We start from the raw sequence: 13,724 nt of genomic DNA, 5'->3' as shown, positions 1-13,724 counted from the left end.
TATGAGTCACTCGCTTGTCATTGCATTATTAATATATTCAATTGTTTGGTTTGGAATAGTTTGGAATTTTGTTAAAAAAGGAAAAATTGCAATCAAATACGGTATAGTTTGGTTTGGTGCCGCATTAGCAATATTCTTTGTAAGTGTTCTTCCTGGCTTCATGACAATGATTACTAATTTCTTTGGATTTAAGGCAATGTCAAACTTGATTATTGCATTTTTGATTACATTGTTGATGACTATTACTTTGATATTAACTATCATTGTTACTACACAAAAAAAACAAATCAAATTATTAATTCAAGAGTTTTCTTTATTGAAAAGTGAATTAGAAGATCATCTTGAGAGAAAAGAATAGACTGTTATTCAGTGACTTATTATTCTGAGGTTTTCTTGGAGGAAAAATATGAAAAAAACAATCGTGATTTTTCATGCCTATTATCTTCCACATTTAGGTGGGGTAGAGCAGTATACAAAAAATATAGCGCAGTTGTTAAAAAAGGATTATAACGTATATATCGTTGCTTCAAATGAAGAAGGATATCCAGATTATGAAGAATTAGATGGTATTCATCTTATTCATTTACCAATTTATAATATTTTTAAAGCTAGATATCCAATCTTGAAGAAGAATAAAAAATATAAAGCTTTATTAAAGAAAATACTTGATCTAGATATTGACTATGTTATTTGTAATACGCGTTATTTTCAAACAACTTTATTGGGTTGTGAAGTTGCAAAACAAAAAAATGCTGAACTTTTCTTAATCGATCATTCAAGTAGTCATATTCAAGTTGGTAATTCAATACTTGATTTTCTTGGAGCTAAATATGAAGATCATTTGACAAGAAAAATTAAAAAGTATAACCCAAGATTTTATGGTGTGGCTAAACGTACAAATGAATGGTTAAAATATTTTGGTATTAATGCAGAAGGCGTTTTTTATAATGCTATCGATGATGGGGCTTATATTGAGCCAAATAGAGATGAAAAGAAAATTAAGGTTTTGTTTACAGGTAGAATTATTGCGGAAAAAGGTATTGTTAATTTATTAGAAGCATTTAATAAAGTTGAAAAAAAATATGATAATATCGAGCTTACTGTTGCAGGTGATGGACCAATTTTAGAAGAACTTAAATCTAAATATTCATCTGAGAAAATTCATTATTTAGGAAAACAACCGCATGATGAAATCATGAAATTATGCAGTGAATCTGATATTTTTGTTTATCCATCAATGTATCCAGAAGGTTTACCAACTTCAATTCTTGAAGCAGGTTTAATGAAATGTGCAGTATTAGCTACTGATAGAGGTGGTACTAAAGAAGTAATTTTGAACGATGATTATGGATTCATCGTTGAAGAGAATGCTGAAGATTTAGCTGATAAGCTAAATCTAGTTATTTCAGATAAAGAGTTAAGAGAAAAAATGCAGAATAACATTTATGATAATGTTATTCATAACTTTACTTGGGTTCATACAGTAGAGACAATAAAAGAAGCTTTAAAGAAACATTAAGGAGGAGTGGACTTGAAGAGAAAATTCGTAATTGCGACACTAATTCTTAGTGTTTTTTGGGCAATAATTTTTACTATAGGGAATAGAAATAATACATTAAATAATCGTATAAGATATATTGACGGATTAACTAAAACAAAAGTAAATTCTGGTGAGATCACTAAAGGTGAATACATATATCAAGATTTTAAAGCACGCTTTAATAATCTTTATCAGTTTTCATTATATTTTTATGAATATTCTAGGGATAATGTAGGAAGTGTTAATGTTCAATTAATTGAATTAGACAGTAATAACGTGGTTTATAATACAGTTTTAGATGCAGAAAATCTAAATATCAATGGACATCATGATTTCACTTTTAAATCACAAAAAAATAGTAAAGGTAAGAAATATAGAATTAAAGTTACAACTGATAGTGAAAAAGGAAAAGCAGTAGGATTACTTGTTACTTTATTATCTGAGAAAAGTGAAATACCTCTTAAAACATCTTTAACACATTTAAATGAAGAAAATGAAGCATATCTTAGAGAAGGTAAAAAAGAGTTAAAGAAAAACGGGGTAAAGCCAAATGAAGATGTTACGCTAAAATATAAAGTAAATTATGATTTATCTTATAAAGTAGAAAATAAATTAAATGTATTTTCTACAAAAGTAGTAATCGTTTTATTAAGTTATGTCGTACTTTTTGCGATACTGATAAGAAAATCAAGAAAGAGCTTGGTGAGATAATAAAGTGAATAATTCAGTTGTTAAAAATAATGAAAAAACAATCCATAAGTTTTTGATAGTTATTGCATGTTTAATATTTGCTGTCTATAGCGAAAAGATTATTGGTCGTGGTCTTAAAATTACTGCTTTATACTCACTATTATGTGTATCAATTATAACTACGGGTATAGTAGGGATAAGGAGTGTTTTATATAAAAAAGATCAAATTCATTATCTTTATTTAAAAATTGCTATTCCTCTATTAATAGTATTTAGTTTCTTATTGCCACCTGGAATGGTTCCGGATGAAAATACTCATTTAAAGAACATTGCTTCATTATCTTCTCAACTACTAGGTGTTGAAATTAATCATAAGGCTACATTGACATATGATGAGTATCGAATGATTTATGATAATCATTGGGATGAAGCAACTAGATTAAACATTAAAGATGTTAGAAAATATGTTTTATCTAATTTAAGAGTAAAAACTAATAAATCTTTCGTAGCACTAGATAAAGTATCATCTGCTAAATATAGTATCATCTACTATCTTCCTGCAGTATTGGGATTAACTTTTGGAAGAATTTTTGGCTTGAATGCAATTATTTCATTCTTTTTTGCTAGATTTTTTGGAATGTTTGTTTATCTTGCATTAACTTATTACGCATTAAAGAAAATGCCAATTAAAAAGAATTTATTCTTTGGTATTTTATTAATGCCTGTTGTATTACAACAAGGAATGTCAATTTCTTATGACTTGATGTTAAATTCATGCTCATTTTTAGCAGTTTCTCTTGGTTTAGGATTTGTGATTACGCCTGAACAAAGTAGAAATAAAAAGAATTACTTCTTATATTTTCTTACGGCTGTAGTTCTTATATTTGTTAAAAGTGGAATCTACTCACTTTTATTGTTATCACCACTTATATTAATGACTAAAAGAGATATAAAAAATATCAATTATAAACAAGTGGGATTTGTTATTTCTTTTATAGTAGGACTAATTGCCATTCGTGTTTTGGCTACTATGTTTACTTATAAACCAGTAACTTTTACTAATTCATTATATTCAATGTTGCCTTGGAATAATCCAAAGACACAATTTATGTATTCTGTTAATTACTTTATAAATCATCCATTGAGATTACCATATATTTTGTTAAATGATATTAGAGTTCATTTTGGATTCTATTTTAGATCAGCATTCTCTTTGTTAGGATGGCTTAATATTCAGTTATCTACTGCATTAAATTATATATGGATATTTGTATTTATGCTTGCGTCCTCTTTTGAAAAAGATTTAGAGTATAATTTTAGCAAATTTCAGAGAATTCTATATTTGTTATTAATTATGGGAGTTACTGCTCTTGTTTTAGTTGGTTTACTTCTTTCATGGACACCACTTGGAGCTAATCATATTTTAGGTGTGCAAGGACGTTATTTTTTACCATTGATTTTACCGTTATTTATGCTTATTAGCACTTCAAAAAATAACACAAGTAAGATTGAAGGATCATATTTAAAATTAGCTTTCTTGTTATTAGCTATTATTGAATCACTTGATTTATTGTATTTAGCTTTTTAATCACAAGTTTGAATATTTTGTTTTATGCAAGTTTTGTTAATTTGATTTAAAATTAACAGAAAGGGTAATAGTAGTTGAGTTAAGAGAAATAGACTACAAGATGTAATAAGATGAGAAAAATAAGTATTATACTTTTATGTTTTTGTTTAATAGGTTGCACATCTTCAATCAAAAATCAACATAAAGGAAACATTGTTATAGGTGCAACTTCAAATGATGATGCACTAGTTGCTCAATTGTTATCTGATCAACTTGAAAAAGTGGGCTATAATGTTGAAAGAATCTATGGTTTATCAAGTAGAGAAATTATAAATAAAATAAATAATAATGAGATTAATATCGCTATTAATGGTTTAGAAAATATCTCAAAAGAATTAAATGTGAGTAGTAATGCATCAGATATTAATTCTTTATATGAATTAAATCAAAAAAAGATAAATAAAAGCTATAAGATTAATCTTAATTCTTTTACTAAAGCAAATAGAAAAATTTCATTTGTTATGGTGAAAAAGAATGCAAAAAAATTTAATGTTAGTAAATTAAGTGATTTAAAAAAAGTTTCCATTAAATTAAATGTTGGTTGTGATTCTATTAATTTAGATAAATTTAATGAAATTTGTAAAGTGTACGATATTAGAAAATGGGATAATGAATCTATAGTTTCATATAAAAAACGTTATAGAAAACTTTTAGAAAATAAATTAGATATTGTATTAGGAAGTTCTAATGAGTCTCCTATTAAAACAAGTAGATACGTTGTTTTAAAAGATGATAAAAATCTTATTAGTTCAAATCCTTGTGTTATGTTATCAAATAATGAGTATATAAAAAAACATAATGAGATTTTGAAATATTGGAATACTTTGAGAAAGGATATTACTGATAAGAAATTAAGTGAATTGAATAATAAAATGAATTCTACTGGTTTGTCTATCGAAGATATGAGTTTAGATTATTTAAATAAAAATGATTAACCTTTGTATGAAAGGAAGAATATTTATGAAAATTATTAATAAGTTACATGATAAATTGATGGATATTAAAGAATTGAGACGCATTGAAAGATTATGTCATCTTCTTGAAGATAGTAGTTTTGATCCTATTAGCAATCCTGAAATGCCTAAAGAAGTTAAAACAATGGCAATTGTTATACCAGTTTTAACCATGTCATCAGGTGGAGGAAGTTCCATTCTTAGAATAGGAACATATGTTGCTAGCAAAGGTGTTGAATTAACTTATCTTGTCCAGGGACATAAAACACATGAAGATATTAAAACTTTGAAGAAGAATGCAAGCATTAGTATTCCTGATTATAAAGGCACTTTTAAATTGTTTGAGGAACATGATGATCACTACGATATTTGTATGGCTACAAACTGGTTAAGTGTTTATTATTGTAAACAGTTAAATGGATATAAAACTTATTTTATCCAAGACTTTGAACCTTTTTTCTATGATGTTGGTGATGAGTATATGTTAGCTAAAAAAACATATACTTTTGGTTTTCATCATATTAGTTTGGGACCATGGAATCTTAAACAAATTGAAAATAACGTACAAGATGTTCACAGTAAATCTGACTACATAACTTTCCCATATGAACCAAAAGAATATAAAATGGTTGATAGAGATTATATGTCTTATAGGACTAAAAATAAATTTAATATGGCTGTTTATATTAAAGAGTCTGGAAGACGAATTCCTGCTATTATTCAATATCTATTAAAAGAAACTGAAAGTAAACTTAAAGAACATGGCATTGAATTAAATGTTTATTATTATGGTTTAAAAAAAGATGTGAAGGTATTAAGTGGAACAAATTTAGGTTTATTGACAAAGAAGCAATTATTTGAACTTTATAAAAAAGTTGATTTTGGTATGGTTGCATCAATGACTAATATCTCTTTAGTTCCTTATGAAATGTTAGCAACAGGTCTTCCTACATTTGAATTTAAAGATGGATCATATTCTGCATTCTTAGGTAATGATACCGCAATGTTAATTGGATTTGATCCAAATGAATTAACTAATAGAATTCTTGAGGTCATTAATAACCCACAACAGCTAATTGATATGAATAGCAAAGCAATGAATCAACTAAAAGAATTATCTTGGGAAAAGACTTGTGAGGAATTCTATAAAATTATTACTTCAGGATCAAAATTAAATGGATAAATATAAAAGTAAATCAATTCAATTAAATGCTATTTTAAATGGCTTTAAAACTATATTAACAATTATATTCCCGTTGATTACCTATCCATACGCTGCTCGTCTATTAGGAGCTGCAAATATTGGGAAAGTAGATTTTTCTAACTCCATAGTCAGTTATTTTGTTTTAATTGCAGGATTAGGTATTGCAACATATGCAGTTAGAGAGGGTGCTTATTTTAGAAATGATGATGAGAAGTTATCACGATTTTCAAGTGAAGTATTTTCTATTAATGTTATTTCTACAATTTTAGCTTTGATTCTACTTGCATTATTTGTTGTATTCTTTAAAAGAATTAACACATATTCAGATTTAATTCTTATTCAAAGTATAATGATTATAGGTAATCTAGTTGGTGTAAACTGGCTCTTTTCAATTGTTGAAGATTATCTTTATATCACAGTAAGAACATTAATTGTTTATATCTTAGCAATTATTCTTATGTTTGTTTTTGTTAGAAATAAAGATGATTATCTTTTCTATGCTGCTACTACTGTCATTGCTAATGCAGGAGCAAACTTCTTTAGCTTCTTTCATGCTAGAAAATATGTGAAGATTCGATTTACGTTACATTTGAATCTAAATTATCATATCAAACCAATTATGATATTGTTCTTAACAACAATTACAGCAACTATTTATGTTAATTCGGATAAAACTCTAATTGGTTTAATTAATGGTGATTATTATGTAGGACTTTATAGTATTGCAGTTAATGTTTATACTATTCTAAAGAATACTTTGGCTGCTGTTATTTTAGTTGCCTTGCCTCGTATGACTTCATTTATTGCAAGAGGCGATGCTGAGGAGTATCATATGCTTTCTGATAAACTTCTCAAAGTCACTATTCTTTTGTTATTTCCGATTGTATGCGGAATTATAGTAACTGCTCCTCATGTAGTTGTATTGATTGGTGGAATTAAATATGCTGATGCAAGTTTATCTTTACAGATATTAAGTTTAAGTTTGATTTTTGCAACATTGGCAATCTATTTTACAAATGTTGTTTTATTACCATATAAATTAGAAAAAGTTAATTTAGTAGCTTCTGCTATTTCAGCAATTGTTAATATAGTAATCAACCTTTTTATTTTAAAATATTTCCAACAAAATGGTGCAGCTGTAACAACGCTCATTGCAGAATTTTTGATGTTTATTATTGAATATTACTATGCTAAAAGGTATATTAAATTCAACTTGTCAAAAAGATTTATTACAAGTATTCTTTTGGGATGCATATCAATTTTTATTGTTGGTTATATCATCTCTACTTTCTTTAAAGGAATGTTTGTTGTATTGTTCCTAGAAATAGTTCTTGGTGCTATTTCGTATGGATTAATATTATTAGTTCTAAAAAATGAAATGTTTATGGCAATGTTAAATGTGGTATTAGATAAATTAAAGGTTAGTCATTAGATGATAGAAAATAGGTGAATGAAATGAAATATACAGATGATGTATTAAAAAAAGTACAAGAAGTAGAATTATCCATTTTAGATGATTTTATTAAGATATGCGAAGAAAATAATCTTAAATATTTTACTGTTAGTGGCACTGGTTTAGGTGCTATTCGTCATAAAGGTATGATTCCTTGGGATGATGATATTGATGTAGGAATGCTTAGAAAAGATTATGAAAAGTTTGTAGAAATTGCAAACAAAGAATATGCAGATAAATATGATATTGTTACTGCAGGAATGTATCCAGATTGTACTATTTTTAATGCACATTGGAGTAAAAAAGGAACTGCTTTTCGTGATAGAAATGCACTGAATGTTACTTATCCAACAGGAATATTTTTAGATATTTTCCCATTTGATAATATTGCTGATGATGATAAAGCAATGCATAAACAAGGAAAAAGAGCATGGACATGGCAAAAACTTATGATTATGAGTTTAAATCCAAAACCTGTTCTTCATTTTGGAAAAGTAAAGAATGCTTTAATAACAGCGGTATCTTATATTGCCCACTTTGGTTTAAAAATTTTGGGATTTACTCCTGAAAAATGTTATCAGAAAGCAATGAAGTATCTACGTATGTATGATGATGTAGAAACAAAAAGAATTGGATTCTTCTGTGGAACACAGCCGTTTACTACAATTCATGCACGTTCTGATTTAGATCCATTAGAAGAAGTTGAATTCAATGGTAGAAAAATGTATATGCCAAACAATATGAGAGAGGTATTAACTAATCTTTATGGGGATTATATGCAGCTCCCACCGGTAGAGAAAAGATATAATCATGCGCCTGAAATTGTTAAGTTTAAGGATGAGGATTAAAGATGAATACAGTTGGTATTTTAATGAGCACTTATAATGGTGAAAAATATGTATCTCAGCAAATTGATTCATTGCTTAATCAAAAGGGTATAAATATTGAAATCTATGTAAGAGATGATGGCTCAAAAGATAAGACAAAATCTATTATTCAGGAATATATGAAAAAATATCCTTGTATTCATTTTATTCAAGATAACAAAAATCTTGGTCCTGCCGGTAGCTTTATGGAATTAATTTATAATACTCCAAATCATGATTATTACGCTTTCTGTGATCAAGATGACATCTGGAAAGAAAACAAAGTAATTGAAGCAGTCAGACAAATTGAAGAAAAAGGATGTAAAAAGCCTTATTTTATATTGTTCGAATCAGACGCTTTATGTAGATGGACAAGAAACAAATATGCGATTCAATCATGAACCGCAACATAATTTACTGTGCGTTGTTATGCACAATTATATTTCTGGTTGTACCATGGTAATGAATAAGCAATTAAGAGATATTATCATAAAACAGGAATCTCGTCCTTCTTCTCAAACATTGCGAATGCATGACACTTGGATTATGTTAACGGCGAATTTATTTGGAGAAGTTATATAGAAGTTATATATGATAATAATTCATATATTGATTACCGTATTCATCAAAATAATACGGTCGGATTATCTAATGATTCATTTTTAAGTAAATTGAAACAATTTAAAAAGTCATACAAGAAAAAGAAAGAAGAAAAAAATAGATCTACTACAGCAAAAGAATTATTAAAAAGATTCCCGAATATGAATAAAGAGGATCATGATGTTTTATCTGTTATCGCTAAGTATGACACAAGTATCTCTACTAAATTTAAATTGTTATCAAATAAGAGAATACGAAAAGAAGCACACACTAATCGATTGATATTATTTATTAATGTCTTGATGAATTGGCTTTAAGGGGGTTATAACATGAACATAGGCGTTATATTTGCAGGTGGTATCGGTTCAAGAATGCACACCAAAGAAAAACCAAAGCAGTTTTTAGAAGTATATAATAAACCAATTATTATTTATACATTAGAATATTTTGAACATAATGATGACATTGATGCCATTGTTATTGCATGTGTAGAAGAATGGTTAGATTACTTAAAAGATCTAATCAAGAGATTCAATATCACAAAAGTAAAGAAAGTTGTTCCTGGAGGATCTACAGGACAGCTATCAATCTATAATGGATTACGTGCTGCTAAAGAAGTAGCAGGAGATGAAGAAAGTGTTGTTCTTATTCATGATGGTGTAAGACCACTTATCAATTCACAGTTATTGACTGATAATATCAATTGTGTAAGAGAAAATGGCAATGCGATTACTGTTGGTATTGTTAAAGAAACAATCATTGTCATTGATGATGAAAACAAGATTACAACTGTACCAGATCGTGCACACTCACGTGTTGCAAAAGCTCCACAGAGCTTCTGGTTAGATGATATCTTAAGTAAACATGAAAAAGCTTTATCTGAAGGTATTACTACATTCATTGATTCTTGTACAATGATGCAGCATTATGGAGAAGATCTTCATATCGTTAATGGACCATACGAAAATATCAAGATTACAACTCCAGATGATTACTACACAATGAGAGCAATCATTGAAGCAAAAGAAAATGCTCAAATTTATGGGTTAGATTAGAGGTATCATAATGTTTGATTCAAATAAATATGTAAATGCAGATATTGAACAGATTGTAAACAATGAAGCTATTGATTGGAATCAGTTTGTCAATAAATCAGTATTAGTTACTGGAGCAACAGGACTAATTGGTACTTTAGTTGTTAAAGCTTTATTAGCACGTGATATAAAAGTATATGCGGCTATTAGAAATGAAGAAAAAGCTAAAAAAATCTTCAATGACTTCCTAGATAATGACAAACTACAGTTTGTCATTATGGACATCATGAAGTTTGATACTTTTGATTTTGATGTAGATTACATCATCCATACTGCAAGTCAGACTTCAAGTAAACTATTTGTAGAAAAGCCAGTTGAGACTATCAATACAACATTAAAAGGTACACAAAATATTCTTTCTATTGCAAAAGAAAAAGCCGTAAAAGGCATGATTTTCTTATCTACTATGGAAGTATACGGGACACCTTCTACTGATGAAAAAATCAGAGAAGATCATCCTACAAATTTAGATACTACTGTAGTTAGAAACTGTTATCCAATCAGTAAACGTATGGCTGAAAACTTATGTACATCATATGCGAAAGAATATGATGTACCAGTGAAGGTATTGCGTTTGACTCAGACATTTGGACCTGGTGTTTTATATAATGATGGTCGCGTATTTGCGGAGTTTGCAAGATGTGCAATTGAAGGAAGAGATATTGTACTTCACACAAAAGGTGAAACTAAACGTAACTATCTCTATGTAGCAGACGCTGTTGCATCTATCTTAATTGCTTTAACAAAAGGTGAAGCAGGACAGGCATATAATGTTGCAAACGAAGCAACTTACTGTTCTATCTTTGAAATGGCTGAACTTGTAGCTAATGATATTGCCAAAGGCAATATCAAAGTGAAAGTTGAAGTAGAAGAAGACTTATCTAAATTTGGTTATGCCAACACATTAAAGATGAATTTAGATACTACTAAGATTCAATCTTTAGGATGGAAACCAGAAAAAGACTTAAAACAAATGTTTGATAATCTATCTATGTATATGAAGAACGAATAGAAAGTTGGAATACAAATGATAAACAATAAGAAACAAATTGCAGTATTATTAGCAACCTATAATGGTGAAAAATATCTTGAAACGCAATTAGATAGTCTTGTTAGTCAAACATCACATGATTTTAAGGTATATATTCATGATGATGGTTCTAAAGACAATACTGTTAGTATTATTAACAAGTATGTTGGAAGATACCCAGATTTATTTGAATTTATAGGATCTAATTCTACTGGAGGTCCTGTAAATAATTTTATGTATCTTCTTTCTAATGTTAATTCAAATTATTATATGTTTTGTGATCAAGATGATTATTGGTATAATTTTAAGATTGAAAAAACGTATGAAGCAATGTTACATCGTGAAACTAGCAAAGATATTCCTGTTCTCATATGTAGTGATGTAGAGCTTGTTGATCATAAATTAGGGATATTATTTGATTCATATTTCAAGTATAAAAAAATTGATTATGCTGATACATCAGTAAGGCATTTATTAAAACGAAATTTTGTGATTGGTTGTACTAGTATGATTAACAATCGATTAAAAGAATTATCTTTAGAAAAAGTCGATTTAAGCAATATTTACATGCATGATTGGTGGTTCGCATTAATTGCATCACAATGCGGTGTTTTGGGTGTATTGCCTAATTGTACATTAAAATATCGTCAGCATGGAAATAATGCGTCAGGAAGTTCATTGAAAGTTGGTTATCGTAAATTATTGAGAGAAATCATTCATTTTAAAAAATCTATTGATATTAAAAAATCTATTAGAAATAGACGTGTAAATTTCGCTAAAGAATTATTAAAGTATATAGATAAAGAAGATAAAAACTATAATTTTATTAAAGAATTATCTTGTTTGAATTCATTTTCTAAAATGAAAAGAATTAAAATCTATTCAAAATATGATTTGTATCCATTTTCTTCAAACATTATTTGGGAAAAAATTTGGATGTGATGCATTGATGAGGAGAATAAAATGAAAGTAAGTGTAATTATACCAGTTTATAATTCAGAAAAGTATGTTAGAACTGCAGTTGAAAGTATCTTAAAAGATCCTCTAGATGATTTTGAAATCATGCTTATTGATGATGGTTCAACTGATTCAAGTGGTAAAATTTGTGATGAGCTTCAAAAAGAGTATTCTAAAATTGTTACATATCATAAACCAAATGGTGGAATGTGTTCTGCAAGAAATTTTGCGTTGCAACATGCTAAGGGTGAATATATTACTTTTATGGATAATGATGATATTTGTCATGAAGGGTTTGTTGGTGAAAACTATAAAATTGCAAAAAAATATGACGCTGATGTTGTTAGATTTGGACGAGAATATTTAGTCTTAGATCATGATAAAACAATACATAGAGATGTTTATCAACCAAAGAAAGAAATCGCTTATTATGATGATGATATTTATAATCATTATGAAGAAATTAGAGAGAGTAATGGTGTATGGACTGGAATGTATAGAAAGTCTTTCTTGGATGAACATAATATTCGTTTTGATGAAACATTAAGACATGGACATGAAGATACATTATTTAATCTTTCTGCGTATAAAGATGCTAAAACTATTGCAATGAATCCACATAGTTACTATGTTTGGATGAGACGATATGAACATAGCTCTTCTGCAAAATTAAATCAAAATAGATTAGATGGAATATATAAGGCATTAAAAGTTGAAAATGATCTTATGACTGAAAAAGGTGTTAGATCTACTTATTTCGATGTTTATTCTAGACGTATAATGAATTATTGTGCAGAGTCTATTATTGCCGGTTTTGCATATGGAAATACGTGTACTTTTTCACAGTTTAAGAAAATATGTAAAAGGGCACGTAAAATTATTAAAAACACGAAAACAAGAAAAAGTGATTTGGATTTTAAATCAAAAGTTGTATTTACATTGTTAAAACTTCGACTATATTTAGTGTTATTTGTTTTGTGTAAGATTTTATATAGATAAGTCTTAGTTTAGAATAAATAATTTTGAAAGAGTTATTCATTATTAATGAGCAGATATTTAAGAAATATTATTCTTGTTTATTATTTATTTCCCGTAAATCAAAAAAAGGGCGTGTCCTGAAAATAATTTCCAGTATCTCGCTGAAAGTAACAGAAAGATGATTTCCCACAGTTTGGAATATCATCCGTATTCATATACGATTGGGATATTTTAGTAGATCTCCTTTTTTGGAATAATCACTTATTCCTATTGTATTCATTGATAGATTAGCGATTTCAAATATAATTTACCTTTGAGGAGGTACTCAATTTGAAAAGAGATATGGATTTATGCAGAAAAATTTTATTTAAAATCGAAGAACTGTATATTGATACGGCATTATTAAATCTTCAACTAGAAAACTATGATAATTTACAAATTGCGTATCATTGTAAAATTTTATATGAAGCTGGATTGATTGATTCCTATAATGCTCATTATGCTGACAACACATTATACCTTTTTTCAGTTGGTTCATTAACTTGGGAAGGACATGATTTCTTAGATAAAATTAGAGAAGATACTACATGGAATAAAGTCAAGAAGAAAATTAAAGACAAAGCTCTGCCTTTTACATTGGAAGTTGTTAAAACCATAGCCTCGGAATTGTTGGCGGCTTCGATAAAGGCGCTTTAAACTTGCAAATGATAAAAACAAAAAATTAACTAAGAT

The 13,724-nt window shown here is 28.1% G+C and carries 15 protein-coding genes; all 15 read left to right on the top strand.

What is annotated here, in order from left to right; all coding sequences use genetic code 11:
• The first annotated feature begins 1 nt into the window (after position 1).
• The 15 genes from T513_RS0104735 to T513_RS0104665 all read left to right on the top strand — a co-directional run bounded on the left by T513_RS0104735 (position 2) and on the right by T513_RS0104665 (position 13,688).
• A complete protein-coding gene (locus tag T513_RS0104735) occupies positions 2-358 on the top strand; it encodes a DUF2304 domain-containing protein (RefSeq protein WP_031589177.1) in 357 nt (118 codons plus the stop codon).
• 48 nt (positions 359-406) lie between these two features.
• Positions 407-1,519 (top strand): glycosyltransferase family 4 protein, encoded by a 1,113-nt coding sequence (locus T513_RS0104730; RefSeq protein ID WP_031589176.1) that lies wholly within the window; start codon positions 407-409, stop codon positions 1,517-1,519.
• A gap of 12 nt (positions 1,520-1,531) precedes the next feature.
• Positions 1,532-2,251 carry a hypothetical protein gene (locus T513_RS0104725; RefSeq protein WP_029072515.1) on the top strand — a complete coding sequence of 240 codons (720 nt, stop codon included), beginning with the start codon at positions 1,532-1,534 and terminating at the stop codon, positions 2,249-2,251.
• A gap of 4 nt (positions 2,252-2,255) precedes the next feature.
• The gene (locus T513_RS0104720) at positions 2,256-3,818 is read left to right on the top strand and encodes a DUF2142 domain-containing protein (protein WP_031589175.1); all 1,563 of its coding nucleotides are present in this window, start codon (positions 2,256-2,258) and stop codon (positions 3,816-3,818) included.
• Between the two features lie 110 nt (positions 3,819-3,928).
• Positions 3,929-4,792 carry a glycine betaine ABC transporter substrate-binding protein gene (locus T513_RS0104715; protein WP_031589174.1) on the top strand — a complete coding sequence of 288 codons (864 nt, stop codon included), beginning with the start codon at positions 3,929-3,931 and terminating at the stop codon, positions 4,790-4,792.
• 25 nt (positions 4,793-4,817) lie between these two features.
• Positions 4,818-5,993, top strand: coding sequence for a glycosyltransferase family protein (locus tag T513_RS0104710; RefSeq protein WP_051654396.1), 1,176 nt, complete (start codon positions 4,818-4,820; stop codon positions 5,991-5,993).
• Positions 5,986-7,446, top strand: coding sequence for an oligosaccharide flippase family protein (locus tag T513_RS0104705; protein WP_031589172.1), 1,461 nt, complete (start codon positions 5,986-5,988; stop codon positions 7,444-7,446). The genes T513_RS0104710 and T513_RS0104705 overlap by 8 nt, the downstream gene beginning before the upstream one ends.
• 23 nt (positions 7,447-7,469) lie before the next feature.
• Positions 7,470-8,315 (top strand): LicD family protein, encoded by an 846-nt coding sequence (locus T513_RS0104700; RefSeq protein ID WP_031589171.1) that lies wholly within the window; start codon positions 7,470-7,472, stop codon positions 8,313-8,315.
• 2 nt (positions 8,316-8,317) lie between these two features.
• On the top strand, positions 8,318-8,734 hold the full coding sequence (locus T513_RS11420; RefSeq protein WP_031589170.1) for a glycosyltransferase: 417 nt from the start codon (positions 8,318-8,320) through the stop codon (positions 8,732-8,734).
• Between the two features lie 138 nt (positions 8,735-8,872).
• Entirely contained in the window at positions 8,873-9,250 is a 378-nt protein-coding gene (locus tag T513_RS0104690) for a hypothetical protein (RefSeq protein ID WP_031589169.1), read from the top strand.
• A gap of 12 nt (positions 9,251-9,262) precedes the next feature.
• Complete coding sequence (locus T513_RS0104685) at positions 9,263-9,988, top strand: IspD/TarI family cytidylyltransferase (protein WP_029072522.1); 726 nt, start codon at positions 9,263-9,265, stop codon at positions 9,986-9,988.
• A 10-nt stretch (positions 9,989-9,998) separates the two neighbouring features.
• Positions 9,999-11,039, top strand: coding sequence for an NAD-dependent epimerase/dehydratase family protein (locus T513_RS0104680; protein WP_201783591.1), 1,041 nt, complete (start codon positions 9,999-10,001; stop codon positions 11,037-11,039).
• Between the two features lie 15 nt (positions 11,040-11,054).
• Positions 11,055-11,999: a glycosyltransferase family 2 protein gene (locus tag T513_RS0104675; RefSeq protein ID WP_051654395.1), complete on the top strand. Its 945-nt coding sequence runs from the start codon at positions 11,055-11,057 to the stop codon at positions 11,997-11,999.
• Between the two features lie 21 nt (positions 12,000-12,020).
• On the top strand, positions 12,021-13,013 hold the full coding sequence (locus T513_RS11705) for a glycosyltransferase family 2 protein (protein WP_051654394.1): 993 nt from the start codon (positions 12,021-12,023) through the stop codon (positions 13,011-13,013).
• Positions 13,014-13,322: 309 nt separating this feature from the next.
• On the top strand, positions 13,323-13,688 hold the full coding sequence (locus T513_RS0104665; RefSeq protein WP_031589164.1) for a DUF2513 domain-containing protein: 366 nt from the start codon (positions 13,323-13,325) through the stop codon (positions 13,686-13,688).
• Positions 13,689-13,724: the final 36 nt, after the last annotated feature.

The organism is Kandleria vitulina DSM 20405, from assembly GCF_000702065.1.
Lineage (GTDB): Bacteria > Bacillota_I > Bacilli_A > Erysipelotrichales > Coprobacillaceae > Kandleria > Kandleria vitulina.
The sequence above is the reverse complement of the archived record's forward strand: the minus strand, read 5'-3'. Positions and strand labels throughout refer to the sequence as shown.

Excerpts from the sequence above, each read along its gene's own strand:
- T513_RS0104685 (WP_029072522.1), top strand. The coding sequence starts at position 9,263 with ATGAACATAGGCGTTATATTTGCAGGTGGTATCGGTTCAAGAATGCAC.
- T513_RS11420 (WP_031589170.1), top strand. The coding sequence starts at position 8,318 with ATGAATACAGTTGGTATTTTAATGAGCACTTATAATGGTGAAAAATAT.
- T513_RS0104700 (WP_031589171.1), top strand. The coding sequence starts at position 7,470 with ATGAAATATACAGATGATGTATTAAAAAAAGTACAAGAAGTAGAATTA.
- T513_RS0104705 (WP_031589172.1), top strand. The coding sequence starts at position 5,986 with ATGGATAAATATAAAAGTAAATCAATTCAATTAAATGCTATTTTAAAT.
- T513_RS0104735 (WP_031589177.1), top strand. The coding sequence starts at position 2 with ATGAGTCACTCGCTTGTCATTGCATTATTAATATATTCAATTGTTTGG.
- T513_RS0104730 (WP_031589176.1), top strand. The coding sequence starts at position 407 with ATGAAAAAAACAATCGTGATTTTTCATGCCTATTATCTTCCACATTTA.
- T513_RS11705 (WP_051654394.1), top strand. The coding sequence starts at position 12,021 with ATGAAAGTAAGTGTAATTATACCAGTTTATAATTCAGAAAAGTATGTT.
- T513_RS0104710 (WP_051654396.1), top strand. The coding sequence starts at position 4,818 with ATGAAAATTATTAATAAGTTACATGATAAATTGATGGATATTAAAGAA.
- T513_RS0104680 (WP_201783591.1), top strand. The coding sequence starts at position 9,999 with ATGTTTGATTCAAATAAATATGTAAATGCAGATATTGAACAGATTGTA.
- T513_RS0104675 (WP_051654395.1), top strand. The coding sequence starts at position 11,055 with ATGATAAACAATAAGAAACAAATTGCAGTATTATTAGCAACCTATAAT.
- T513_RS0104715 (WP_031589174.1), top strand. The coding sequence starts at position 3,929 with ATGAGAAAAATAAGTATTATACTTTTATGTTTTTGTTTAATAGGTTGC.